Below are 25,573 nucleotides of genomic sequence, written 5' to 3'. Positions count from 1 at the left end.
GCGTCATTATCATGAGATCCCCGGATCGCCAACTGGAAGCAGTGCACCTAGCTGGCGCCGCAGGGCGAATGATGACTGGCCCTTCTATCGGGAGATCAGTGCATCATCGAGTTCGGTCGCCCGAACATGTGCGGCTCTTGGGGCAAGGCGGTCGACGTAACTCTCGAAGACGCCTCGCTTTTCAATCGTGCCAAACTGAAGCCCCCACATGAGGTGAGAACCGACATAAACATCGGCCGCTGAGAAACTCGAGCCTGCAATGTATTCGCGTTGTGCAAGATGCGCCTCCAAGGCGTTGAGCACCGCATCATAGGAACCGTAGCCAACAGAGCCCTGTCGCTCGCTTGGGACGACAAATCCAAGGCTCTGGTTGGTGATTGCTGCTTCCAGCGGCCCGGCTGCAAAGAACAGCCAGCGATAATAGTCGGCTCGCTGGTCAGTGGGCGGCGCAAGCCTCGCTTCGGGAAAGGCATCGGCGAGATAGGCACATATTGCGGCACATTCCGTAACCACCGCATCCCCATGCTTCAACGCCGGAACTTTGCCCATTGGGTTGATTGCGCGATACGCATCCGCCTTCATCTCCGGCCCATAATTGATGACAACCACGTCGTACGACGTGCCGATTTCCTCCAGCATCCAGCGCGCAATGCGTCCGCGCGACATGGGATTGGTATACAGTGTAAGCGACGCCACAATGATCCTCCTCTGAGTGTTTCTGTTTTGTTCCAGGCTAAATCATTGTGCAGGGATTGCAAGCCACAGAAACAAAAACGGCGCGGTCAAAGCCGCGCCGTCGAGTTTCGAAAAGGTAGGCGACTTATGCGCCCATGGCCTTCTGCAGGTTCTCGTCAATCTTGTCGAGGAAGGCAGTGGTGGAGAGCCAAGGCTGATCCGGACCGATGAGGAGCGCCAGGTCCTTGGTCATGAAGCCGTCTTCGACAGTTGCGACGCAAACGCTTTCCAGCGTGGAGGCGAAGCGAGCCAGTTCGGCGTTGTCGTCCAGCTTTGCGCGGTGAGCGAGACCACGGGTCCAGGCGAAGATCGAGGCGATCGAGTTCGTGGAGGTTTCCTGGCCCTTCTGATGCTGGCGATAGTGACGCGTAACCGTACCGTGTGCGGCTTCTGCTTCAACCGTCTTGCCATCCGGCGTCAGGAGAACGGACGTCATCAGACCGAGCGAACCGAAGCCCTGGGCAACCGTGTCCGACTGCACATCGCCATCGTAGTTCTTGCACGCCCAGACGTAGCCACCGGACCACTTCAGCGCGGAGGCAACCATGTCGTCGATCAGGCGGTGCTCGTAGGTGATGCCGGCATCCTTGAACTGATCCTTGAATTCAGCTTCGTAGACTTCTTCGAAGATGTCCTTGAAACGACCGTCATAGGCCTTGAGGATCGTGTTCTTGGTGGACAGGTAAACAGGCCACTTGCGCATCAGGCCGTACATCATGGAGGCGCGCGCAAACTCGCGGATCGACTCATCCAGGTTGTACATGGCCATGGCAACGCCGGCGCCAGGAGCGTTGAACACTTCCTTCTCGATGACCGTGCCGTCTTCACCGACGAACTTGATTGTCAACTTGCCCTTGCCCGGGAACTTGAAGTCTGTGGCGCGGTACTGGTCACCGAAGGCATGACGACCAACGACGATCGGCTGTGTCCAGCCCGGAACGAGGCGCGGAACGTTCTTGCAGATGATCGGTTCGCGGAAAATAACGCCGCCGAGGATGTTGCGGATCGTGCCGTTCGGGCTCTTCCACATTTCCTTAAGGTTGAATTCCTTTACGCGTGCTTCGTCAGGGGTGATCGTGGCGCACTTGATGCCAACGCCATACTTCTTGATGGCATTTGCCGCATCAACGGTAACCTGGTCGTTCGTCGCATCGCGGTTTTCAACAGAGAGGTCGTAATAGTCGATGTCGAGGTCGAGATAGGGGTGGATCAGCTTGTCTTTGATAAGCTGCCAAATGATGCGCGTCATTTCATCGCCGTCGAGATCAGCGACTGGATTTGCGACCTTGATCTTCTTCATATACCTGCCTCTTTGTCTGCGGGAGACGGAAGTTCCCAACTGTGGTGAACGGGTCTGGTGCGCTATAGCATTGACGCGTCGCAGTGCAAAGCGCTGGCAAACGATTTGCCATTGCCAAAAGGTGGAAGAGGGCTACGGTGCGCCATCTTTCTGCTTTTAGGATTCTCTACTCATGCGCATGCTTCCGATCGTCCTGCTCGCCACCGGTTTGGCAACCAACGTCTTTGCGGCGGATGTCACGGATCCCGTGAAGCAGGTGATGGACATGACCAAGTTCAACTGGGAGAGCGTTGATCAGGAGTGGAAGTACATCTTCGACAAGGATCCGCTCTCGAAGCTCTACAGCAAGCGCTTCCAAGATGCCTACAAAGAGGCATCCAAGCATCCGGCCTATGATACGGAAAACAATCAGCCGGGAGATCCCTTTGGCTATGATGTCATCACGAATTCACAAGATGGCTGCCCGCTGCAGGACATCAAGATCACGCCGGCCGCACCACAAAACGGCGTGACGGAGGTCAAGGTTTCCTTCAAGATGTGGACCTGTATTGATGATGCCCAGATCAAGGACGGAATAAGCGAAGTCAGCTTTGACATCATTACGGAAAACGGCAAAACGGTGATCGACGACATCCATCGGATTGGCGATGGCGAGAAGGACTCACTCCTTGCAGAGATGCAGGCTATCGCCAAGGGTCAGTGATCTGCCGCTCATGGCGAGGCCGGTTAAAGCAAGCATGCGCTGGATGTGATCGGCCTTGGTTCCTGAAGGGTGTCTGTGGCGCCAGTTCAGGGGTAGTTTGCATGTATTATCTTCGATTTGCTTATGTCGCCGCATCGCTTCTCGGATTCGCGGCCGCAGCCTCAGCCAACGAGCCGCTCGATCCGGTCAAGGCGGTGATGGAAGTCGCTGTCAAAGGGAAGGGGGAATACTTCGATCCCAATTCGCTCATGGCCCTCTACAGTCTTGCTTTCACGCGCGACATGGTCGCGGCCATGCTGAAGACCAAGGAAAAAGACGGCGAAATGCTGCTGGATTACGATCCGGTGATCGGCGGTCAGGACAATTGCCAGCTGAAGAATGTGACCTACAAGCAAGGCCAGCAGAAGGGCAAGAAAGTCACCGTCCGCGTGGAGTTTTCCGCCATGGGCTGCTTCGGCGATAAATCCGTTCGCCGCGTCGATTTCGATCTCGTGCAAGAGGGATATGCCGTCCCCACGCAATGGTATTTCGTTGATGACATTCGCCACGTCGAGAAGGACGGAAAGACCACGATGTCGCTTCGCCAGCAGTTAAAGGAAATGGCGGCCAACTAATCGAATCGCGTTTGTTTGAATCGTTGCCTTTGATTTTCCGGCGTTCTTGTGCCAGTGAACGCCTGAAAATCAACACGGCAAGGTTACCATGGCAGGCACAAACAGCGAGCGCGAACTTCTGGCAGAAGGCCCGGCTATCATCCTCGTTGAGCCTCAATTGGGCGAAAACATCGGTATGGTCGCGCGTGCCATGGCGAATTTTGGCCTGGCTGAGCTTCGCCTCGTTAATCCTCGCGACGGATGGCCAAGCGAGAAGGCGCAAGCCGCCGCTGCCAAGGCTGACCATGTCATCGAAGGTACGAAGGTTTACGAGACGCTGGATGAGGCGGTATCCGACCTCAACTTTGTGTTTGCGACAACCGCTCGCCAGCGGGACGGATTCAAGCATGTCCGTTCGCCGGTCACTGCGGCCAGCATGTTGCGGGAGCGGTTCAATGCGGCGGAAAAGACCGGCATCCTGTTTGGTCGCGAGCGCTGGGGCCTGACCAATGAAGAGGTGGCGCTGGCCGACGAGATCGTTACGTTTCCGGTCAACCCGGCCTTCGCTTCCCTTAACATCGCCCAGGCCGTTCTTCTGATGTCCTATGAGTGGATGAAAAGCGGGATGGAGGATATCGCCGCCACGCCATTTCAGGTGGTTGATCAGAAGCCTGCGACCAAGCAGCAGCTGTTTGGCTTCTTCAACCAGATCGAAGAAGCACTGGATGCGCGCAATTACTTTCATCCGCCCACAAAAGTGCCAAAGATGATCGACAACCTTCGCGCTGTCCTGTCGCGCCCCGGCTTTACAGAGCCGGAAATCAGCGTCCTTCGTGGCGTGATCACATCGCTTGATCAGTTCCAGCGCCGTTGGCCGAAAGGGAAAAAACCGGTCGATACCGGAGAGGGGAAGGCGGATGATGGAGCAGACGGCTGACCTCAAGCCAGTCCTGGTTTTTGATTCAGGCATCGGCGGTTTGACGGTTTTGCGCGAAGCGCGGGTCTTGATGCCAGAGCGTGGTTTCATTTACGTCGCAGATGACGCCGGATTTCCCTATGGCGGCTGGGAAGAGGGTGCTCTCAAGGAGCGTATTCTCAGCCTCTTCGCAAAATTATTGTCTCAGTATGAGCCGGAAATCTGCATCATTGCGTGCAACACAGCCTTTACGCTGGCAGGCGCCAATCTGCGAACTGCCTTCCCCCAAATGACATTTGTTGGAACCGTGCCCGCCATCAAGCCCGCAGCAGAGCGCACGCGCTCCGGCCTGGTGACGGTTCTGGCAACACCGGGAACCGTCCGGCGAGCTTATACTCGTGACCTGATCCAATCTTTCGCCAGCCAGTGTCACGTTCGGCTGGTCGGTTCCGAAAATCTGGCGCGGCTTTCGGAAGCCTACATTCGCGGCGAACCGGTCTCCGACGATGATGTCAGGGCAGAGATCGCTCCATGCTTTATCGAGAAGGATGGTGCCAAGACGGATATTGTCGTGCTGGCCTGCACACACTACCCCTTCATGGCCAATGTCTTTCGCAAACTTGCTCCTTGGCCGGTTGATTGGCTGGATCCAGCGGAGGCGATTGCCCGGCAAGCAAGGCGACTCGTTCCTGTGTCTCCACATCACGAACACCCGTCCGGCTTTGACTTTGCCTATTTCACATCCGGAAACCCCGGCTTTGCCACGCAGCGGCTTATGCAAGGCTTTGGTCTCAGCGTGCTGTGACGTTTAAGCGTTGCGCCTTCGCAACAGAGACGCGATCTCGCATTCAATTTTGAGATGTAGTTCTTGCCGTCCGATCCGGGCTGTGAGAGTGTTTGGGCGTCCGCAACTCAAACAGGAGGCGATAATGACGACTATGTCCGTGCTTGTACGCCTTTCTGGTGGAACAGCCCCGACCGCGCACACGATTTCGATGCGACGTCCAGGCTATATGGCTGGCTTTATTCACTAAAGCTTTTAAGTCTGCCTTTTGGCTTTCACCCCAACATCCGACGCTCAAGCAGTGAGTCAGCGCGTATTCGTTGCTGGCTGATGCGACATGGCGTCCTTTCATCATTGTAGGATCTGGCCGTTGAGAGACGCCAGAATAAAACGCTATGCGCAAATTGCACTCTGAGGTTGCTGAGCCTGTGGGTTTGGCAGTAAGCAAACTGTTCTATCAATTCGGGCTGTGGGCTGTCTTGTTGGCCCTGCTGAAAGCTGTGGTAACCCAAAGGCAGAAAACAAATGATCTTGCCCAGCTTTCTGATCGCATGCTCAAAGATATCGGTGCTTCGGTCGACGAAGATCATCTGCGCCCGAGAAAGTTCTCGTTGTGGGATATCCGTTTTTGATGGCAACAATCAAGGAAGATCTCGCCCGCTCGATGCGGGCGAGACAAAACCTCATACCGGTTCGTCTGCGCGGCAATACACACGGATACGATGGCCATCCGGGTCTTCTGCGGTAAAGGTCCGGCCGAAATCCATGCCTTCCGGGCTTTGAAGAATGGCAACACCCTTTGCCTGCCATGCGGCACAAATATCATCGACCTCTTGGTCTGTGTCGCACATCAGAACGATCTCTGAACTGCCGGCTTGACCGGATGTGGCAGGAGCGACATTTGCCGCTTTCCAGAGGCCGATCTTGAAGCCGCCAGCATAAACGAACATGGCAAAGGTTGGCGACTTTTCAACCGGTGGCCGATCGAGAAGCGCTTCGTAGAATCTGCTGCTGGCGTCGACATCACGAACGTGAAGCAGGACGAAATTTGCAGGCCGCATGATGGGATCTCCTTCGTTTCTGATGAAGGAGACCTACCAGCGCTTACTGACAGATTTTGTCAGTAGTCAGATCGCTTCGCCGATGGTTTGCATGTCACGCCATGTCCTCAAAAGCGCATTCTTTCGCTTCGGATAGCGTTCTTCCATGGCAGTAATGCGAATGATCCGGTCGGTTCGAAAATGGCGAAAGTCATTCCGCAGCTCGCACCACGCGGCAATGACACGGACCTGATCGAAAAAGCCAAGTGCAAAGGGCCAGATCTTCCGGTCGCTCGGCTCGCCTGACGCATCCTGATAGGATAACAACAGCTTGCGCTCCCTGCGAATAGCTGTTCGAATGAGCGTGATATCTTCGGCGCGATCATCCGTCACGACCGTGGGTCCTACAAGCAGAAGCGTGCTATCCAGCTGATCCTTCAGATCTTTCGGCAAAACTGCGGAGATGCGAGCAAGGGCATTGTCTGCGGCGGTACTCAGGCTTCCTCCCGTGCGCCGCGCTACCCAGCGCATGCCGAGCACAAGCGCCTCCAACTCGTCTTCGGAGAACATGAGAGGTGGCAGCAGAAACCCTGGCTTCAGCACATAGCCAATACCCGGTTCACCCTGTATATCGGCGCCTTGCGCACGCAATGTCGCAATGTCTCGATAAAGCGTCCGCAGGGAAACGTCGAGTTCCAGTGCGAGCGCTTCACCGCTGACGGGCAGGCGATGACGTCTCAGCATTTGGACAAGATCGAGAAGTCGATCGGTTCTGGCCACCTCGATACTCCAATAGTATGCTGACAATATTTGGCATGATAGCCGGTTGGAGCGATGTAGAGGAAGCGAAAATCTGCTCCCCATTTTTAGTCGTATCCCTCATTGCTCTGGACATGGATACTGGTCTCCTGCAGCCTGATTCCTGCAGTTGGAGGTGGTGTCATGTCTTTGGAAAACTGGCTGGCTTTCGTCGCAACCGCTGCGGTGGTTCTGGCCATTCCCGGCCCGACAATCTTGCTGGTGATTTCGTACTCGCTGACCCATGGCCGTAAGGTTGCTGGAGCGACAGTTGCAGGCGTGGCCCTAGGCGATTTCACAGCCATGACAGCATCTATGCTGGGCCTTGGTGCGCTTCTGACAACCTATGCAAGCCTTTTTTCCGTCTTGAAATGGGTTGGTGCCGCTTACCTTATCTTTCTGGGAATCAAGCTCTGGCGTGCGCCGGTGCAGACAGCCGAAATCGATAATGCCGAGGCAGAAGCAGGTCTTAGACCCATGCGCATTTTTCTGCACACCTATACGGTCACTGCCCTGAACCCCAAAAGTATCATCTTTTTCGTGGCCTTCCTCCCGCAATTTCTCGACGTGAATCAGCCGTTTCTGGCGCAGATGGTGATCTTCGAAGTCACGTTCCTGGTTTTGGCAACGCTGAATGCCGGACTTTATGGGCTGCTGGCCTCAACCGCCAGAAACACGATCCGCAGCCCTCGCGTTCAGCGGGCAGTCAACCGGACTGGCGGAACTCTGTTGATCGGCGCCGGTTTTCTGGCGGCTGGCATGCGGCGAGCTGCTACCTAGGTTTTGTTAAAGAGAATTCTCTGTTGATCTCCGGGCTTTGAGCGGGATGCGAGTCGAATTGTCTGGTAAGGGTATTTCGATGTGCCTTGAGTCCGGCGCAGTCTTCAGCATTTGATTGAGGTGAGTAGCGTGCAGGTAGGCATCGATATGGGAACTCTGTCCGGCGGACAGCCGGCCAAGCTCGATATCGAGGAGCTTCTGGCAACTCGTTTGCTTGTTCAGGGCAATTCCGGTTCCGGTAAGTCGCATTTGTTGCGGCGTCTCCTGGAACAGTCAGCTCCATGGGTCCAGCAGGTCATCATCGATCCAGAAGGTGATTTCGTCACTCTCGCCGATAAATACGGCCACATCGTCGTTGATGGCGAACGGACCGAAGCTGAGCTTGTCGGGATCGCGACACGTATCCGTCAGCACCGGGTGTCCTGCGTGCTGACGTTGGAAGGCTTGGATCTTGAAGAGCAGATGCGGGCCGCTGGCGCATTTCTCAACGGCCTCTTCGATGCTGATCGCGAATACTGGTATCCGGTTCTCGTTGTGGTGGATGAGGCGCAGATGTTCGCGCCGTCCGTCGGCGGGGATGTGTCGGAAGATGCCAGAAAGATGTCACTCGGCGCCATGACGAACCTGATGTGTCGCGGTCGAAAGCGCGGTTTGGCCGGGGTTATCGCGACTCAGCGCTTGGCCAAACTGGCCAAGAACGTGGCAGCTGAAGCCTCGAACTTCCTGATGGGGCGTACCTTCCTCGATATCGATATGGCACGCGCTGCCGACCTTCTGGGCATGGACCGGCGTCAAGCTGAAATGTTCCGAGACCTCAAGCGCGGTAACTTCGTCGCCCTCGGTCCCGCACTTTCCCGCAGACCGCTGCCAATCGTCATCGGCTCCGTTGAGACGTCGGCGCGCTCCTCGTCCCCGAAGTTGATGCCCTTGCCGGATGCGCCGCAGGATGTGGAGGACCTGATCTTCACGCCCGATCCGGAAGAGTTCACCCGTCCTATCGTGCGACGCACGCCGCCTGCACCGCGCCCAACGACGGATATTCTGGCTGAGCTATCCCGTTCGCCTCAGGCGGCCATGCCTGCCCCGGCAGAACCCGCCAAGCCCGCACAGCCGGAATTGACGGCGGAGCAGCGTGAGGAGCGGATTGCTGCCGTTCTCTCTGAGATCATTGACGATCCACAGGCGGCCTATCGCACCGATTCAGCTCTCTATCAGGACTTTCTGGTGCGTGCTCGCATGCGCCGCCTGCCCGGTACGCCCATGTCGATGAGTGAGTTTCGCAGACGGGTTGCCATCTCTCGCGCCGGTGTCGATGAAGAGACAGCGGCAACACCTGGCTGGCAGACGGCACTTGAGTTGTCAGCTCGTGTGTCAGACGATCTTCAAGGGGTCTTCCTGCTGATGGCCAAGGCTGCGCTGATTGGAGAGCCCTGTCCATCCGACATGCGTATTGCAAAGGCCTATGGAACGCATTCGGCGCGGCGTGCGCGGCGGCTTCTCGGTTATTTTGAGGAGCAGAATCTGATCGTCGTTCATGCAGATTTCTCGGGCAAGCGCATCGTGGCTTTTCCGGATCTCGACGTTCAGACCGCGCCCGGTGCCGCGGATGCGACCGATGATGAACCTGCCGCGGTCGATCGCTTCGCCGCGGAGTGAGAGAGACCCCTGAGGTCTCTCCCAAAGAAGTCATCAGGCTGCGCGCTCTTCCCAGACCTTGACCAGTTCGACGATGGTTTTCACCGATGTTTCCATGTCCTGAACGCTGACCCATTCCAGCGGGGAGTGATAGGCATGCCCGCCGGTGAAAATGTTAGGGCAGGGCAGGCCCATAAACGAAAGGCGTGATCCGTCTGTTCCGCCGCGGATGCTGGCAAGCTTCGGCGTCAGACCGACACGATTTGTCGCCTCGACAAGGTTTTCAACCACATCCGGATACTGGTCGAGAACGACCTTCATGTTTCGATATTGCTGCTTGACCGTGAATGTGAAGCTGGAGCCGGGATAGGACTTCAGAACATCCTCTGCAATGGAGCGAAGAAGGTCTTCCTTTTCGATCAGACCAGATTCTTCGAAATCCCGAATGATGAAACTGATACGGGCACTTTCCATGGCGCCGGAAATGCCAACCGGGTGAATGAAGCCCTGTCGTCCTTCGGTGGTCTCAGGTGTCTGATCCTGCGGCAGATTGGCAACGATGCGGCTGGCGATCTTTATGGCATTTTCCATCCGATTCTTTGCGGTGCCGGGATGCATCGCGACGCCGGTGATTTCGATTGTCACACCGTCGGCAGAGAAGGTCTCATTCTCGATTTCGCCGACTGTCGAGCCGTCCAGCGTATAACCAAACTTCGCCCCAAGCTTCTTGAGATCCACCTTGTCGGCACCGCGCCCGATTTCCTCGTCGGTCGTGAACAGGATCTTGACGGCTCCGCGAGGGATTTCAGGATGCTGAAGCAAATATTGCGCGGCCGTCATGATCTCGGCAATGCCTGCCTTGTCGTCAGCGCCGAGAAGCGTGGTGCCATCGGTCGTCACGATGTCATGGCCAATCTGGTTCCTGAGTTCCGGATGCTCGCTGACCTGAATGACCTGAGAAGTGTCACCCAACAAACGGATGTCTCCACCCTGATAGTTGCGCACGATCTGGGGCTTGACGTTGGTGCCCGTAAAATCCGGCGCCGTATCCATGTGGGAGCAGAAGCAGATAACGGGCACCTCTTTGCTGCTCGTCGCAGGGATGGTTGCATAGACATTGCCGTGCTCATCAAGGTGAGCGTCATCTAGGCCCAGTTCTCTGAGTTCTCGCTCCAGCAGTCGTCCGAGATTCTTCTGCTTCTCCGTGGAGGGTTGCGAACTGGACGTTGCGTCCGATTGGGTATCGATCACGACGTAACGCAGGAAGCGATCGAGAACGGTATCGTGTGTGGCAGTCATGGCAGGGCATCCGATTCGAATGTTCAGGATAAAAAAGCACTTGCGCATGAGTGCTCAAAAATCGGCTACCTGCAAACAAAAACCGCGCCGGTGAGGGCGCGGTTCGGAGTTTTGAGCGCACCGGATGTCAGTGCTTTGCTTCGATTTCCGGCTTCGTGTTCCGTGTTGCCCACAGGGAGCCCAGGATACCGGCGGCCAGGATGCCGATGGTGACTGTAAGCGAGACGACCGGCGGGATCTTGGCAAGGCCCAGCATATCCGCGAGGAAGATCTTGGAGCCAATGAAGATCAGGACGACCGACAAAGCATACTTGAGGTAGGCAAACCGGTGGATCAGCGCAGACAGTGCGAAGTACAAAGCACGCAGGCCGAGGATCGCGAAGATGTTCGACGTGTAGACAATGTACGGGTCAGTCGTGATCGCGAAAATTGCCGGGATCGAGTCGACCGCGAAGATAACGTCTGCCAGTTCAACCATCACAAGCGCAAGGAACAGCGGCGTGATGAAGGTCTTGAGTTTGCCCGTAGCAGGGTCGGTCTCACGCACGAGGAACTTCTCGTTGCGCAGTCCGTCGGTCACCGGCAACTTCCTGCGCAGGAACTTCAGGACCGGGTTCGACGCGACATCATATTCCTGATCGGCGGTCAAAAGCATCTTGATGCCCGTGATGATCAGGAAGGCTGCGAAGAGATAGAGAACCCAGCTGTAGTTTTCGACAATGGCCGCACCGGCGGCAATCATCACGCCGCGGAGTACGATAACGCCGAGAATACCCCAGAGAAGAACTCGGTGCTGATAGGCGCGAGGAATGGAGAAGTAGCCAAATATCATCGCTATGACGAAGATATTATCCATGGCCAGGCTTTTTTCGACCACAAATCCGGTCAGATATTCAAGGCCTGCCTGCTCGCCGCTCTGGAACCAGATCCAGCCGCCGAAGGCGAGGCCGAGCGCAATATAAAAAGCAGAAAGCGCGAAGCTTTCCTTGATGCCGATTTCGCGGCTATCCTTGTGGAGAACACCCAGGTCGAGGGCGAGTAGAACGAGGACGACTGCAACGAAGGTAAGCCACATCCAGAGCGGCTTGCCCAATAGATCGATGAAGAGAAAATCCATGACGGGTTATCCGAAGCCGGATCAAGTTGACTCTCTAGCACCGACATCACGGGTCGATCCGGCAATACACGTCAGAGGGGCCCGGTGCTGTGGACGTACATGGTTTTTCTCTCGCCAAGCTTCAAGAGTGAAAATCAAAAAATAATCACCTCGATTTCACTTTAGTGAATGCTTTATTTATAGTTGTGTATCGCGCGTGCGTTGCTGAGGGGAGGAAGCGGTTGACATTTCTTCATCAGCCCCCTAAAGACCGGGCCAACACGGGGTGGCAACGCCCGGTGTTTCATTGACATGTCCCGTGGCTGTCTCCGGACGCTCTGTGAGAAGCCTGTCAGAGCCATCGCAAGATGTTGCTCTTAGGAGGGCGTGTTTCCTCTGGTCCGGTCTGGCGACAGACCGGTCTGTTTACGTTGGAAGGAAATACGATGAGCAAGCGCGCGTCGTCCAAGTACAAAATCGATCGCCGTATGGGCGAAAACATCTGGGGTCGTCCGAAGTCCCCGGTTAACCGTCGCGAATACGGTCCTGGCCAGCACGGTCAGCGCCGCAAGGGCAAGCTGTCCGACTTCGGTGTTCAGCTCCGCGCCAAGCAGAAGCTCAAGGGTTACTACGGTGACCTTCGCGAGAAGCAGTTCCGTTCGATCTACGACGAAGCCAACCGTCGCAAGGGCGATACCGGTGAAAACCTGATCGGCCTGCTCGAATCGCGCCTCGACGCGATCGTTTATCGCGCAAAGTTCGTTCCGACCATCTGGGCTGCTCGTCAGTTCGTCAACCATGGTCACGTGACCGTCAACGGCGTTCGCGTCAACATCGGTTCCTACCGTTGCAAGGCCGGCGACGTTATTGAAGTTCGCCAGAAGTCCAAGCAGCTGGTTACGGTTCTCGAAGCCGTTCAGCTCGCAGAGCGTGACGTTCCGGACTACATCGAAGTTGATCACAACAAGATGGTTGCCACCTACGTTCGCGTTCCGACTCTGTCCGACGTTCCTTACGCCGTGATCATGGAACCGAACCTCGTCGTCGAATTCTATTCGCGCTAATAGCTACGAAAAAGGCGGCCATGGGCCGCCTTTTTTGCAGGATGAATTGAAGCCGCCCCTTACGAGGCGGCTTTTTTCTTGGGCTTCAGTGGCATGTCCTGCGGGCTCACGGTATTGGCGGTATCTGTCGGCTGCGCTGTCGCGACCGGCGCCTCCTTTGGCCCTTCTCCCATACGATTCCAGGCATCCAGTCCCGCGATCTTGTAGGCTTCCGCAAGCGTTGGGTAATTGAACGTGTTCTCGACAAAGTACTCGACGGTGCCTTTGAGGTTCAAAACGGCCTGTCCGATGTGAACCAGTTCGGTCGCGCCTTCGCCGACGATGTGAACGCCCAGCAGGCGGCGTGTCTTCAGTGAGAAGATCATCTTCAGCATGCCGGTATCGAGGCCCATGATGTGACCGCGAGAGGTTTCGCGGAAATGGGCAATGCCGGTCTCATAGGGAATGCCGCGCTGAAGAACTTCTTCTTCGGAAAGCCCGCAGGTGGAAATTTCCGGCACCGCATAAATGCCGTAGGGAAAATATTGCGGTGGCTCGCTGGCGGGTACGCCAACCGCGTGCCGCGCCGCGATTCGACCCTGCTCCATCGAGGTGGATGCAAGGCTTGGAAAGCCGACGACATCACCCGCCGCATAGATGTGCGGAACGGAAGTCTGGAATGTTTCGGGATCAACCTTCAGCCGACCCCTGTTGTCGGCCTCCAGCCCAGCTGCGGCCAGGTTCAGCGTGTCCGTCGCTCCAACGCGCCCCGCTGCGAAGAGAACCATTTCCGCCTGGAGACTGCGACCGCTTTTCAGTGTGACGCGGCATTTTCCGCCATTCGGTTCGCGCTCGACCGATTCGACTGTTTGGCCGAAAATGAGCTTCATGTTGCGGTCGCGCAGCTGGTAGGTAAAGTCTTCGACGATTTCCTTGTCGATGAAATCCAGCATTGTCTCACGGGGCTCAACGACCGTGACCTGCGTATCGAGAGCGCTGAATATGGTGGCGTATTCGATCCCGATAACGCCTGCACCAACGACAATCAGTGACCGCGGGACCCGCTTGATCTCCAAAAGTTCGTCGCTGTCGAGGACAGCTTCGTCATCGAAGGGAATGTGGGGAGGGCGGTAGGGACGGGTACCGACGGCGAGCAGAACCGATGCCGTCGTGACGCGAAGCATCTCGCCATCACTCTTGGCGATTTCAAGCGTGTGCGGATCGACGAACTGAGCCCGTCCACGCATCTGTTGAACCCTGTTCCGGGCAAACTGATGCTCGAGCACCTCAACTTCATGGTCGAGCGTTATCAGCAGGCGGCGGCGCAAGTCTTCCGCGCTGATTTCCTGTTTGACCCGATAGGCGCGCCCGTAGAAGCCACGCTCCCGCCAGCCGGTCAAATTCAGCGCCGTCTCGCGAAGCGTCTTGGAGGGGATCGTTCCAGTGTGCACCGACACGCCACCGACGCGCCGTCCCTGCTCGACAACAAGCACCCGCTTTTCCAGCTTGGCAGCCTGAATTGCAGCTCTTCTGCCTGCAGGTCCACTACCGATGACGACCAGATCGTATTGATACATGATGAGCCTCGTTGCGTGTTGCGGTCTCTATTGCACCGCAACATCCGTATTACGTCAAATATAACCTGCAATTCTAACCAATTCCTGACGCGCTTGGTTTCCGACAAGTCAGTGGGAGCCGCGAGCGGAGCGGCTTCGCACAAACAATGTGCATTGCACAAACTTGTCCATATTTTAGCTTGACACAATAAAGACATGATACCACAAATGAACCAATCCAAGAATTGGTTCACACAATGGTCCAGAACATCCCGCCGCCAGACAATGCAAATTACGCGCTCGAAAAGCTGCGTGAACTGTTGCGTGACGGGAAGGTGGCCGCCGATGGGAAGCTGCCAACCGAACGCAACCTTTCGGAAATGCTGGGTGTCGGAAGACGGGCAATTCGTCGGGCACTGGAGGTTCTGGAGGCGGAAGGCGAGGTTTGGCGCAGGCAGGGATCAGGTACATTTGTTGGTCAAAGGCCTGGCAACTGGTCTGGAAACGTCGATGCCATCGTAGCCGGAACGGACTTCATGGAAATCATGGAGGTTCGCCTGCGGATCGAGCCGCAACTGGCGCAACTGGCGGCCATGCGCGCGAAACCCGCTGAATTGGTTCGCATGCGTGAGCTGGCTCGAAAGATTCGCGAGAGCGAAGACGCGGACGCCCGCGAGCTCTGGGATGGCGCGTTGCATCGCCAGATTGCTCAAAGCGCCCGCAACCAGCTTTTTCTGACCATTTTCGACGTGATGAACCACGTTCGTCAGGACGAAGCCTGGCAGACCATTCGCGAGCGCGCCCGGTCAGGCACAGCAATCACCATGGCCTATGCGCAGCATGAAGACATCATCGAAGCGATTGCAGCGCGTGATCCGGCGCGCGCGGGAGAAACGATGCGTCAGCATTTGTTGATGCTGCAGGAGCGCCTCATCCGTGAAACCTCGCTTGACCACGAGCCTGCTGACATAGGCCAGCAGGCTTCCTGAGACATTCAAACCGGCGGCAACAAGCCGGAAGATCCGAACCAATTGAACCAATCGATCAGAGGAGAATGATCATGAACCAGATCTTGCGCCTGACTACGGCTCTGGCCTTCGGCGTCTTGACTGCACTGCCGGCTGCCGCCGTCGAACTGAAAATAGGTTTGCAGGACGATGCGGACGTGCTCGACCCGGCACAGTCGCGAAGCTTTGTCGGCCGTATTGTTTATACTGCCATGTGCGACAAGCTCGTTGACGTCTCTCCGGACCTGAAGATCATTCCGCAGCTGGCAACCGACTGGGCATGGTCAGAAGGCGGCAAGGTGCTGACCATGAAACTGCGTGAAGGCGTGAAGTTTCATGACGACACCCCGCTGGATGCGGCGGCCGTCGTGACCACGATTGAACGTAACCTGACGATGGCGGAATCGCGCCGCAAGAGCGAGCTTGCTTCTGTCGAGAAAGTTGAGGCCGCAGGTCCGCTCGAAGTCAAGTTCACGCTGAAGCAGCCGGATGCGACGCTCCTGGCGCAGTTGTCCGACCGCGCAGGCATGATTGTCTCGCCGAAGGCTGCGAAGGAATTGGGCGCCAATTTTGGATCCAAGCCGGTCTGCGCCGGACCTTTCAAATTCGTGGAGCGGGTGCAGCAGGATCGCATCGTTCTGGAGAAGTTCAAGGACTACTGGAACAAGGACAATGTCTTCATCGACAAGGTGACCTACACGCCCATTCCGGATTCCACGGTGCGGCTGGCCAATCTACAGTCCGGCGATCTGGATTTCATCGAGCGTTTGGCGCCCACGGATGCGGCTGCCGTCAAGGGTGATTCCAAGCTCACCTATGCGGATGTCGTCAACATCGGCAACATGTCGATCTACGTGAACGTTGGGAACGGCGCGCGTGCCAACAACCCGATGGGCAAGGACAAGCGCCTGCGTCAGGCGTTTTCGCTGGCCATGGATCGTGAAGCGCTGATGCAGATCGTATTCGAAGGCACGGCCGTTGCGGGCAACCAGCCGTTCCCGCCAAGCAGTGCCTGGTTCAACAAGGCCGTTCCTGTTCCGCAGCGCGACGTTGCAAAGGCAAAGGCCTTGATCAAGGAAGCAGGCTTTGACCGTGTACCCGTCGAGATCCAGATCCCGAACAATCCGGTCGTTCAGCAGACGATGCAGATCATCCAGTCCATGGTGGCGGAAGCCGGGTTTGACGTGACCTTGAAGTCGACCGAATTCGCGACGCTGCTGGATGAACAGACGCGGGGCAACTACCAGCTCAGCCGTTCCGACTGGTCGGGCCGCGTCGATCCGGATGGCAACATCCACCAGTTCGTCACCTGCAAGGGTGGCCTTAACGACACGAAGTACTGCAATGCGGAAGTCGACAAGTTGTTGAACGAAGCGCGTGCCTCGACCGACGAGAAGGTACGCAAGCAGAAGTATGATGCTGCAGCCGTCATCCTGAACGACGAGCAGCCAATGATCTACCTCGGTCACCAGTCCTGGATCTGGGCCATGAAGAAGAATGTCACCGGTTTCACCCCCTCGCCGGATGGCATGATTCGTCTTGTTGGCCTGAAGAAGGGCAGCTGAGGTAAGCAGGCGCCGCGGAGTTCAGCCTGCGGCGCCACTTTTCAATCCGCGTGGTTGTGCCTTCGGCCAGCCATCGAGCCCCATAGGGATGGTGCAAATGCCCGTCTATATTGGAAAGCGTCTGCTGGTCGCCATCCCGACCTTGCTGATCATCTCCATTTTCGTTTTCTCGCTTCAAAAGCTGCTTCCCGGTGATCCCATCATGGCCATGGCCGGTGAGGAGCGTGATCCAGCGGTGCTTGAGCAGCTTCGGGAGAAGTATCACCTCAACGACCCGATCCCCCTGCAATATGTTCGCTGGCTCGGTGGCGTTGCCCAGGGTGATCTCGGCGTTTCGCTGCGCACCAACCAGCCGGTCCTGGAACTGATTGGGCAGAAGCTGCCCGTCACGATCCAGCTCGCCATCATGTCGATGTTCTTCGCCGTCATCATCGGCGTGCCGATGGGCATATTGGCTGCGGTGAAAAAGAATACGATTCTCGATTACATCGCCAATCTGGTCGCCTTGTCCGGCTTATCGGTACCGAACTTCTGGCTGGGCATCATGTTGATCCTGCTGATTTCGGTCAACCTCGGCTGGCTTCCAGCCTCCGGGTTCGAATCCATTTTCGTGGATCCGGTGCGATCGATCCAGACGATGCTGATGCCATCCTTCGTGCTTGGGACCGGGCTCGCGGCAACGCTGATGCGCCATACCCGTTCCGCAATGCTAGGTGTTTTGTCGTCTGATTACATTCGTACTGCCCGTGCCAAAGGCCTTTCGCCACGCGAAGTGATCCTGTCCCATAGCTTCCGCAATGCTTTGCTTCCGGTTGTCACGCTGAGCGCACTGCTTTTCGGTGAACTGCTGGCCGGAGCTGTTTTGACGGAGCAGATTTTCACTATTCCGGGATTTGGAAAGCTGATTGTCGATGCCGTCTTCAACCGGGACTACGCTGTTGTGCAGGGCGTCGTCATGTGCACGGCTGTGGGTTTCATCGTCATGAATCTCGCCGCTGACATCCTCTACGTGCTGCTGAATCCAAGACTGAGGGCAACGCTATGAGCGCCGTCTCGCAGACCGCTGTTCCTGCCAAACGCGAAAGCAGCCGTGCCTGGCGTAAGCTGAAGGCCAACCGCAGCTCCGTTGCTGGCTTCATCATCATCATCTTCTTCGTGGCTTTGGCTGCCCTGGCACCGGTTTTGCCAATTCCGGATCCCGTCGCAACCAGTTGGTCGGCCATCCGCAAGGCGCCATCCGCTGCTCATTGGCTTGGCACGGATGATCTGGGCCGTGATATTCTTTCTCGCATGATCTGGGGCGCGCAGGCGTCACTCATGGCCGGGGTGTTTTCCGTCGCCATCGCAGTGGTAATCGGAGTGCCGTTCGGAATTCTCGCTGGTTATTTCGGCGGTTGGGTAGATCTCATCATATCGCGCATCACCGAAGCCTTGCTTGCCATGCCGTTTCTCATCATGGCGATTGCGCTTGCAGCCTTCCTCGGCCCAAGCCTTACCAATGCAATGATCGCCATTGGCCTGAGCGCAATGCCGATCTTCGTCCGACTGACGCGTGGCCAGGTACTAGCTGTGAAGCAGGAAGATTTCGTCGAGGGCGCACGGTCAGTGGGCCTCGGCCATCTCGATATCATGCTGCGTTACATTTTGCCGAATGTCACAGCACCGATCATCGTGCAGGCCACCCTGACGGTCGCGACGGCGATCATTGCCGAAGCCTCGCTCTCCTTCCTCGGGCTTGGCCAGCAGCCACCTGCCGCCAGCTGGGGCTCCATGCTGAACGTTGCGAAGAACTTCCTGACACAAGCCCCTTGGATGGCCATGTGGCCGGGCATCGCAATCTTCCTCGTCGTCATCGGTTTCAATCTCCTGGGTGATGGTCTGCGCGATGCGCTGGACCCCCGCGAAAATTAAGTCTGAAAGGCATTGTTGATGAGTGACTTCACGACGCGTCCTGAAATTCTCGGCACTTTCGGTGTCGTGACCTCGACCCACTGGATTGCTTCCGCCGTCGGCATGAGCATTCTGGAAAAGGGCGGAAACGCATTCGACGCAGCCGTTGCCACCGCCTTCGTGCTTCAGGTGGTAGAGCCGCATCTCTGTGGTCCGGGCGGCGATATGCCGGCGATCATTTATTCGAAGAAGACCGACAAGGTTGAAGTGATTTGTGCGCAAGGGCCCGCACCTGCCGCTGCCACGATTGAACACTACACCGCTGAAGGTTTGAAACTCATTCCAGGCGATGGCCTGCTGGCAACCGTCATTCCAGGCGCGTTCGATGGCTGGATGCTCATGCTGCGCGATTATGGCAGCATGTCCGTTCGCGAGGTGCTCGAGCCTGCGATCTATTACGCAGAACATGGGCATCCCGTGCTGCCGCGTGTTTCGGCAACCATCAAGGGATTGGCGGATTTCTTTGCGAAGGAATGGCCAACCTCGTTCGAGACCTGGCTGCCGGGTGGATCTGCACCGGAGCCGCATTCCAACTTCCGCAATCCGGTTCTCGCCGAAACCTGGAAGCGCATCATTTCGGAATCCGAGGCTGCCGCCGGTAGCCGCGAGGACAAGGTTCAGGCCGCGCGTGATGCCTTCTATCGCGGGTTCGTGGCCGAATCGATCGACCGCTACCTGCAGACGGCAGAGGTGATGGATGCGAGCGGCCAGCGCCATAAGGCGGTGCTGACAGCTGACGATATGGCGGGATATTCGGCAACGATCGAAGCGCCGCAGACCTTCGACTATAATGATTGGACCGTTGCCAAGACGCCCGCATGGGGGCAGGGGCCAGTCTTGCTCCAGTCCCTTGCCTTGCTGAAGGGATTTGATCTTCAGTCGATGGACCCAACCGGTCCAGACTTCGTGCACTACGTGGTGGAAGCGATGAAGCTCGCTTACGCCGATCGCGAAGTCTATTACGGCGATCCGGAATTCGGCCAGATACCGACCGAGTTTCTTCTGTCAGAAAGCTATAACACTGAGCGACGTAAGCTCATTTCTGACACGGCTTCCATGGAACTGAGGCCCGGTCTTGTTCCCGGCTACGAGAACCAGCGCGACGCGACGATGGCCATGCTGGCGGAATTTTCCGGCAAGGGCGCAGTTTACGAGCCGACCATGGCGCATTTGTCTGAGAAGAAGGGCGATACCGTCCATATCGATGTCATTGATCGCTGGGGCAACATGGTCTCGACCACGCCTTCCGGTGGATGGCTGCAATCTTCGCCGGTCGTGCCCGGCCTCGGCTTCCCGCTGAACTCGCGCGCACAGATGTTCTGGCTGAAAGATGGCCTGCCGACATCGCTGGCGCCCGGCAAGCGCCCCCGCACCACATTGACGCCCTCACTCGCGCTCTATCAGGGCAAGCCGACGCTCGCCTTCGGAACCCCGGGTGGCGACCAGCAGGATCAGTGGCAATTGCCCTTCTTCCTGCGTTACGCGCATCACGGCAAAAACCTTCAGGCCGCAATCGATGCGCCGCTGTTCCATACGACCCATTTTCCGGGCTCGTTCTATCCGCGAACATCGGAGCCGGGGCACATCATGGTGGAAGCAGGCTTCGGGGAGGCGACGATTGCTGAGCTTCGCCGTCGCGGCCATCAGGTGACTGTGGCCGAGAACTGGACGGTCGGTCGTTTGACGGCTGCGCGCCGTGACGCGGATGGCCTGCTGCGAGCGGCAGCGACACCGCGATTGATGCAAGCTTATGCTGTGGGGCGTTGACCATGACCTATTCTATCGTTGCAAGGGATCCTGAGACCGGACATCTGGGCATCGCTGTTGCCAGCCGATTCTTCGCCGTTGGTTGCGCCGTGCCCTACATTCGGGGCGGCATTGGCGCTGTGGCAACGCAGGCCTTCGTCAGCCCGCTTTACGGCACCGACGGCCTGAAAATGCTGGGCGAGGGCAAGTCTCCCGATGAGATCATTCGGCTCGTGACGGAGCGCGATGACGGCGCAGAGCAGCGCCAGATGCACCTGATCGACGCATCGGGCCGGAACGCAGCGTTCACCGGTTCCAAATGCATAGATTGGGCAGGCCATCTAGTTGAGAACAATGTCTCTGTGGCTGGAAACATGCTGGTAGGCCCTCAAGTCATCGAAGAGACGCTGCGAGCTTACCAGGAAAGTTCGAATTTGCCCTTCGCGGAAAGGCTGCTTGCCGCGATGGAAGCGGGCGAGGCGGCAGGCGGCGACAAGCGTGGCAAGCAATCCGCTGCTCTCGTCATCTACCGCGATCAGGATTATGCCTGGTTGAACATTCGCGCCGATGATCATGGCGACCCCCTTACCGAATTGCGCAGGCTTTATGCTGTCGCGCAGGAACGATACATCCATGTGGCGGAGACGATGCCGACGCGCAGCAACCCGCATGGGATGATTGATCGTACCGTCATCGACCAGAAGATCGCCGCCCTTGAAGCAGAACGCGCCGCTGCTGGCCGCGCATCTGCATCCTTTTCTACACCGTGGATGCCCAAATGACCGCAGAACCCATTCTTTCGGTTCGCAACCTGACAACTGCATTTCGTGTCGATGGCGAGTGGAAGCCTGTCGTTCGGAATGTGTCCTTTGATATCAGGCCCGGCGAGACACTGGCTATCGTCGGCGAATCCGGTTCGGGCAAGAGCGTCACATCGCTCTCTATCATGCGGCTTCTGGCAAAGGACGCGAGCCGCATTGAAGGTCAGGTGATGCTCAACGGACGGGATCTGTTGAGCCTGTCCGAAAAAGAGATGCGAGCAGTCCGTGGCAATGAAGTCTCCATGATCTTTCAGGAGCCGATGACATCGCTGAACCCGATCTTCACGATCGGACGGCAGATCTCGGAGGTGCTGACGCGCCACAAGGGAATGTCAGCCACTGACGCCCGTGCCGAGACCATCCGCATGCTGGAAAAGGTGCGCATTCCGAATGCCGCTTCCCGCTTCGACGAGTACCCGCACCAGTTTTCCGGTGGTATGCGTCAGCGAGTGATGATTGCCATGGCATTGGCCTCACGGCCGAAACTGCTCATCGCCGATGAACCAACGACGGCACTTGATGTCACGATACAGGGGCAGATCCTGGACCTCATCAAGACGCTGCAGGAGGAAGAGGGCATGTCTGTTCTCTTCATCACGCACGATATGGGTGTGGTTGCTGAGATTGCTGACCGCACCGTTGTGATGTTCCGCGGCGATGCGGTGGAAAGCGGCGCGACCGAGCAGATCTTTCATCGGGGGCAGCATCCCTATACCCGCGCTCTTCTTTCTGCGGTGCCGAGACTAGGTTCGATGGAAGGGCAGGCGGTGCCGCTACGGTTCCCGATTGTTGATACGGTCACCGGTATCACGACTGAGCCGCAGCCAAGCAGGACGATGCTCGAACGGGATGCTCCGATCCTGAAGGTCGAGAACCTCGTAACCCGCTTTCCGGTCCGCTCAGGCCTGTTCAGTCGCCAAACCGGCTCGATCCATGCTGTCGAGAATGTTTCCTTCGACTTGAAGCAGGGTGAGACCTTGGCGCTTGTCGGTGAATCTGGCTGTGGCAAGTCGACCACAGGACGCTCGGTTATGCGGTTGATAGAACCAACCTCCGGTGACATTCAACTGGACGGTCAGAATGTACGGGAGCTTGGCTCGTCGCAATTACAGCGCATGCGCAAAAGCATCCAGATGATCTTTCAGGATCCGTTCTCAAGCCTCAATCCGCGCATGTCGGTTGGTCAGGCGATCGCTGAGCCATTTCTCAAGCATGGGATGGGTAATGCGGCTCAGGCGAAGCAGAAGACGGCAGATCTTCTCGAGCGAGTAGGCCTTTCAGCGTCCATGATGAACCGTTATCCCCATGAATTCTCTGGCGGACAGCGTCAGCGAATTGCCATCGCCCGTGCCCTTTCACTCGATCCGAAGGTGATCGTTGCAGACGAGTCCGTTTCTGCTCTGGACGTCTCGATCAAGGCGCAGGTCTGCAACCTGCTTCTGGATCTGCAGGAGCAACTTGACCTCGCCTTCCTGTTCATCAGCCACGATATGGCCGTCGTCGAACGGGTCAGCCACCGGGTCGCCGTCATGTATCTCGGCGAAATCGTTGAGATCGGCCCACGCGCTGCCGTCTTTGAAAATCCGCAGCATCCGTACACGCGCAAACTTATGTCAGCGGTTCCCGTGCCGGATCCTTCGAGGCGTGGTATTCGGCGCGGTCTGATGGAGGACGAATTGAAGAGTCCGGTACGACCTATGGGCTATCAGCCGCCCAGACGGGAATATCGCGAAGTGTCCGCGGGCCACATCGTTCAGGTGGCGTGACGAGGGCGGTCAGATCAGGCGCAGGCCCTTGAAGCTCACATGGCCGTCCTTGCCGATGATAATGTGATCATGCACGGTGATCCCCAGCGGCTTTGCCGTCTGGATGATTGTGTTGGTCATGTCGATATCGGCCCGTGAAGGTGTCGGATCGCCTGAGGGGTGATTGTGGACAAGGATGATGGCCGTGGCCGACAGTTCCAGCGCCCGACGCACCACTTCGCGAGGGTAGACGGGCGTGTGGTCCACCGTGCCTCGTCCCTGTATTTCGTCGGCTATCAATGTGTTGCGCTTGTCGAGGAACAGTATGCGGAACTGCTCTCGTGATTCGTAGGCCATCGCGGCATGGCAGTAATCAATAACGGAGGACCAGGAACCCAGCACCTGCTTGTCGCGCAACTCGCTTTTCAGGATCCGCTGACCCACAGAGGCGATGAGCTTCAGATCCAGCGCAACCGCTTCGCCCACACCCTTAACCTCTTGAAGAAGCTGGACTGATGCGCCAAACACCCCAGCCAGATTGCCGAAGCGGTCAATCAGCGACTTGGCAATCGGCTTGGTGTCCCGTCGTGGTATCAACCGGAACAGCAGCAGTTCAAGGATCTCGTAATCGGCAAGTGCGGTATCGCCATTCTCCCGATATCTGGCCCGCAGCCGTTCTCTATGGCCATGATAGTGAGCCGACTTATCATCTTCCTTGCCAAATGGGGCAGAGCGTTTCAGACCGGCTGCCTTTGGTGCCTGTTCCGCGAAGAAGCTTCGCTCATCCACGAACAGATCGTTCGCTTCCTCTTCGGTTTCCGGGAAACCCTGTTGCGTGGATGGAGGCACGGAGGATTGCGTCATCGATTCCCTTTCACAGAGGCGGCAGCCCTGGACGATCCAACCCGCCAGGCGAGAGGGTAAAGATTTCGCAGCCTGTCGCAGTGACGCCAACTGCGTGTTCGTATTGTGCAGACAGTGAGCGATCGCGTGTCACCGCTGTCCAGCCGTCGGAAAGAACCTTCACATGCGGCTTGCCCAGGTTGATCATGGGCTCAATGGTGAAAATCATGCCTTCGCGCAGTTCCGGACCTTCGTCCGCGCGACCATAATGAAGGATGTTCGGGCTGTCGTGAAACAGGCGACCCACCCCGTGGCCACAGAAATCGCGAACGACCGAGCACCGTTCCGCCTCGGCGAATGTCTGGATCGCTTCGCCGATCGCTCCGGTTCGCACGCCTGGCCTGACGACGGAAATGCCGCGCATCAGGCATTCGTAGGTCACTTCCATCAGGCGCTCGGCTGCGCGCTTCACCTGACCGACCGGATACATGCGGCTGGAATCGCCATGCCAGCCATCCACGATGTAGGTCACGTCGATGTTGACGATATCGCCCTCGCGCAGTGGCTTGTCTTCCGGCATGCCATGGCAGACGACGTGATTGATCGATGTACAGACGGAGTATTTGTAACCGCGATAATTCAGCGTTGCGGGCAGGGCGCCATGATCTGCTCCGAACTCGAAGACGAAGCGGTCGATTTCGTTCGTCGTGACGCCAGGCTTCACAATTGATGCCAGTTCATCAAGGCATCGCGCTGTCAGTTGACAAGCCTTGCGCATGCCGTCGAAGTCCGTTGCGGTGTCATACATCCGAATTGCGCCCGTGTTCTTCTTTGGCGCTGATGCTGCGTCGATATAGGTAACCATGGATTCACTTTCGTCTCGCTCGCACCGGTTTTAATCAGGCTGCTCGCTTTCGTCTATCGGGATCAACCTTTCGGCAAAAATTCCTTGAGGGGAAATCGCGCAACTCACTGCATAGGCTTCGACTCCGTGACGCCGCGCCTCACGGAATGCAGCCCCATACTTCGGGTCCAGATCGTCGCAAATTCTGAGGCTCGCGCAATCGCTCCTTTGGATGACGTAAAGCATGACCCCGCGATGTCCGGAGTGGACGACGGATACCAGCTCATTGAGGTGCTTGGCCCCGCGTTCCGTGACCGAATCGGGAAATTCAGCAAGTCCAGGTTTGCGCATGAAATGCACATTCTTGACCTCGATATAGGCGTCCGGCTTGCCTTCTTCCCGCAGCAAAAGGTCGATGCGGGAATTGATGCCGTAACGCTGCTCCCGCTTGAGGACTGCCGTGGCGGACAGTTCCGGGAACAACCCGCCAAGTACCGCTTCTTCTGCGATCCGGTTCGGCATTGCCGTGTTGATGCCAACAAGTGTGCCATCCGCGCGCACCAGCTCCAGCATGTGGCGGTATTTGCGGGTAGGGCTGTCGTGCAGAGACAACCAGATTTCCGAACCGGGCGTCGTCAGTCCGCGCATGGAGCCGGTATTAGGGCAGGAGCCTGTAATCACCTCACCATCGGCTAAATCCGCATCGAATAGAAAACGTTTGTAGCGGCGGATCAACCGCGCCGGGACGAGAGGCGTTGAAAACTTCATGTGCTA

Annotated in this window: 25 protein-coding genes; 15 read left to right on the top strand and 10 right to left on the bottom strand. The window is 57.2% G+C overall.

All coding sequences use genetic code 11. The features are described from left to right. Positions 1-84: 84 nt before the first annotated feature. Positions 85-696 carry a glutathione S-transferase family protein gene (locus ASD54_RS11205; protein WP_082547170.1) on the bottom strand — a complete coding sequence of 204 codons (612 nt, stop codon included), beginning with the start codon at positions 694-696 and terminating at the stop codon, positions 85-87. A 124-nt stretch (positions 697-820) separates the two neighbouring features. Further along, the gene (locus ASD54_RS11200) at positions 821-2,035 is read right to left on the bottom strand and encodes an NADP-dependent isocitrate dehydrogenase (protein WP_062554629.1); all 1,215 of its coding nucleotides are present in this window, start codon (positions 2,033-2,035) and stop codon (positions 821-823) included. A gap of 172 nt (positions 2,036-2,207) precedes the next feature. On the opposite strand from ASD54_RS11200, the gene ASD54_RS11195 reads away from it, so the two are divergent. From ASD54_RS11195 to ASD54_RS11175, 5 genes are all read left to right on the top strand, one after another. Then, the gene (locus tag ASD54_RS11195; RefSeq protein WP_062554628.1) at positions 2,208-2,738 is read left to right on the top strand and encodes a hypothetical protein; all 531 of its coding nucleotides are present in this window, start codon (positions 2,208-2,210) and stop codon (positions 2,736-2,738) included. A gap of 101 nt (positions 2,739-2,839) precedes the next feature. Then, the gene (locus ASD54_RS11190) at positions 2,840-3,352 is read left to right on the top strand and encodes a hypothetical protein (RefSeq protein ID WP_062554627.1); all 513 of its coding nucleotides are present in this window, start codon (positions 2,840-2,842) and stop codon (positions 3,350-3,352) included. An 88-nt stretch (positions 3,353-3,440) separates the two neighbouring features. Next, positions 3,441-4,268, top strand: a complete 828-nt coding sequence (locus ASD54_RS11185; protein WP_062554626.1) for an RNA methyltransferase — start codon at positions 3,441-3,443, stop codon at positions 4,266-4,268. Continuing rightward, on the top strand, positions 4,249-5,052 hold the full coding sequence (gene murI / locus ASD54_RS11180; RefSeq protein WP_062554625.1) for a glutamate racemase: 804 nt from the start codon (positions 4,249-4,251) through the stop codon (positions 5,050-5,052). The genes ASD54_RS11185 and murI overlap by 20 nt, the downstream gene beginning before the upstream one ends. Before the next feature lie 374 nt (positions 5,053-5,426). After that, positions 5,427-5,663, top strand: a complete 237-nt coding sequence (locus ASD54_RS11175) for a DUF1127 domain-containing protein (RefSeq protein WP_062554624.1) — start codon at positions 5,427-5,429, stop codon at positions 5,661-5,663. A gap of 51 nt (positions 5,664-5,714) precedes the next feature. Here ASD54_RS11175 and ASD54_RS11170 read toward each other — a convergent pair whose 3' ends face one another. Both ASD54_RS11170 and ASD54_RS11165 read right to left on the bottom strand, forming a co-directional pair. Further along, positions 5,715-6,092 carry a VOC family protein gene (locus ASD54_RS11170; protein WP_062554623.1) on the bottom strand — a complete coding sequence of 126 codons (378 nt, stop codon included), beginning with the start codon at positions 6,090-6,092 and terminating at the stop codon, positions 5,715-5,717. A gap of 66 nt (positions 6,093-6,158) precedes the next feature. Continuing rightward, positions 6,159-6,851, bottom strand: a complete 693-nt coding sequence (locus tag ASD54_RS11165; protein ID WP_062554622.1) for a YafY family protein — start codon at positions 6,849-6,851, stop codon at positions 6,159-6,161. 162 nt (positions 6,852-7,013) lie between these two features. Here ASD54_RS11165 and ASD54_RS11160 point away from each other — a divergent pair, with 162 nt between their 5' ends. Further along, positions 7,014-7,649 (top strand): LysE family translocator, encoded by a 636-nt coding sequence (locus ASD54_RS11160; protein ID WP_062554621.1) that lies wholly within the window; start codon positions 7,014-7,016, stop codon positions 7,647-7,649. Between the two features lie 129 nt (positions 7,650-7,778). Beyond that, positions 7,779-9,305, top strand: a complete 1,527-nt coding sequence (locus tag ASD54_RS11155; RefSeq protein WP_062554620.1) for an ATP-binding protein — start codon at positions 7,779-7,781, stop codon at positions 9,303-9,305. Between the two features lie 33 nt (positions 9,306-9,338). Here the strand turns inward: ASD54_RS11155 and pepT are convergent, their stop codons facing one another. Together pepT and ASD54_RS11145 are read right to left on the bottom strand one after the other, a co-directional pair. Then, on the bottom strand, positions 9,339-10,583 hold the full coding sequence (gene pepT, locus ASD54_RS11150; protein WP_062554814.1) for a peptidase T: 1,245 nt from the start codon (positions 10,581-10,583) through the stop codon (positions 9,339-9,341). A gap of 127 nt (positions 10,584-10,710) precedes the next feature. Then, entirely contained in the window at positions 10,711-11,700 is a 990-nt protein-coding gene (locus ASD54_RS11145; protein WP_062554619.1) for a TerC family protein, read from the bottom strand. A 425-nt stretch (positions 11,701-12,125) separates the two neighbouring features. Between ASD54_RS11145 and rpsD the strand changes: the two genes are divergently transcribed. After that, positions 12,126-12,743: a 30S ribosomal protein S4 gene (gene rpsD / locus ASD54_RS11140; protein ID WP_062554618.1), complete on the top strand. Its 618-nt coding sequence runs from the start codon at positions 12,126-12,128 to the stop codon at positions 12,741-12,743. Between the two features lie 59 nt (positions 12,744-12,802). On the opposite strand, the gene sthA is transcribed toward rpsD, so the two are convergent. Further along, positions 12,803-14,299, bottom strand: coding sequence for a Si-specific NAD(P)(+) transhydrogenase (gene sthA, locus ASD54_RS11135; RefSeq protein WP_062554617.1), 1,497 nt, complete (start codon positions 14,297-14,299; stop codon positions 12,803-12,805). Positions 14,300-14,535: 236 nt separating this feature from the next. Here sthA and ASD54_RS11130 point away from each other — a divergent pair, with 236 nt between their 5' ends. From ASD54_RS11130 to ASD54_RS11100, 7 genes are all read left to right on the top strand, one after another. Continuing rightward, positions 14,536-15,267 (top strand): FadR/GntR family transcriptional regulator, encoded by a 732-nt coding sequence (locus ASD54_RS11130; RefSeq protein ID WP_062554616.1) that lies wholly within the window; start codon positions 14,536-14,538, stop codon positions 15,265-15,267. A 71-nt stretch (positions 15,268-15,338) separates the two neighbouring features. After that, positions 15,339-16,850, top strand: coding sequence for an ABC transporter substrate-binding protein (locus ASD54_RS11125; RefSeq protein WP_062554813.1), 1,512 nt, complete (start codon positions 15,339-15,341; stop codon positions 16,848-16,850). 97 nt (positions 16,851-16,947) lie between these two features. Beyond that, the gene (locus ASD54_RS11120) at positions 16,948-17,895 is read left to right on the top strand and encodes an ABC transporter permease (RefSeq protein ID WP_062554615.1); all 948 of its coding nucleotides are present in this window, start codon (positions 16,948-16,950) and stop codon (positions 17,893-17,895) included. Further along, positions 17,892-18,761, top strand: a complete 870-nt coding sequence (locus ASD54_RS11115; RefSeq protein WP_062554614.1) for an ABC transporter permease — start codon at positions 17,892-17,894, stop codon at positions 18,759-18,761. Before ASD54_RS11120 ends, ASD54_RS11115 begins: the two co-directional genes overlap by 4 nt. 18 nt (positions 18,762-18,779) lie before the next feature. Then, positions 18,780-20,567 carry a gamma-glutamyltransferase family protein gene (locus tag ASD54_RS11110; protein ID WP_062554613.1) on the top strand — a complete coding sequence of 596 codons (1,788 nt, stop codon included), beginning with the start codon at positions 18,780-18,782 and terminating at the stop codon, positions 20,565-20,567. 2 nt (positions 20,568-20,569) lie between these two features. Next, positions 20,570-21,328: a DUF1028 domain-containing protein gene (locus ASD54_RS11105; protein WP_062554612.1), complete on the top strand. Its 759-nt coding sequence runs from the start codon at positions 20,570-20,572 to the stop codon at positions 21,326-21,328. Continuing rightward, positions 21,325-23,133: an ABC transporter ATP-binding protein gene (locus tag ASD54_RS11100; RefSeq protein WP_062554611.1), complete on the top strand. Its 1,809-nt coding sequence runs from the start codon at positions 21,325-21,327 to the stop codon at positions 23,131-23,133. Before ASD54_RS11105 ends, ASD54_RS11100 begins: the two co-directional genes overlap by 4 nt. Positions 23,134-23,142: 9 nt before the next feature. Here ASD54_RS11100 and radC read toward each other — a convergent pair whose 3' ends face one another. From radC to sfsA, 3 genes are read right to left on the bottom strand one after another with little or no spacing between them, the layout of a single operon-like run. Beyond that, positions 23,143-23,976 (bottom strand): DNA repair protein RadC, encoded by an 834-nt coding sequence (gene radC, locus ASD54_RS11095; protein WP_062554610.1) that lies wholly within the window; start codon positions 23,974-23,976, stop codon positions 23,143-23,145. A gap of 10 nt (positions 23,977-23,986) precedes the next feature. Beyond that, positions 23,987-24,820, bottom strand: a complete 834-nt coding sequence (gene map / locus ASD54_RS11090; RefSeq protein WP_062554609.1) for a type I methionyl aminopeptidase — start codon at positions 24,818-24,820, stop codon at positions 23,987-23,989. A gap of 30 nt (positions 24,821-24,850) precedes the next feature. Then, positions 24,851-25,567 carry a DNA/RNA nuclease SfsA gene (gene sfsA / locus ASD54_RS11085; RefSeq protein ID WP_062554608.1) on the bottom strand — a complete coding sequence of 239 codons (717 nt, stop codon included), beginning with the start codon at positions 25,565-25,567 and terminating at the stop codon, positions 24,851-24,853. Between the last annotated feature and the right edge of the window lie 6 nt (positions 25,568-25,573).

Source organism: Rhizobium sp. Root149, from assembly GCF_001427345.1.
GTDB lineage: Bacteria > Pseudomonadota > Alphaproteobacteria > Rhizobiales > Rhizobiaceae > Neorhizobium > Neorhizobium rhizoryzae.
This window is presented reverse-complemented; position numbering and strand designations above follow the sequence as displayed.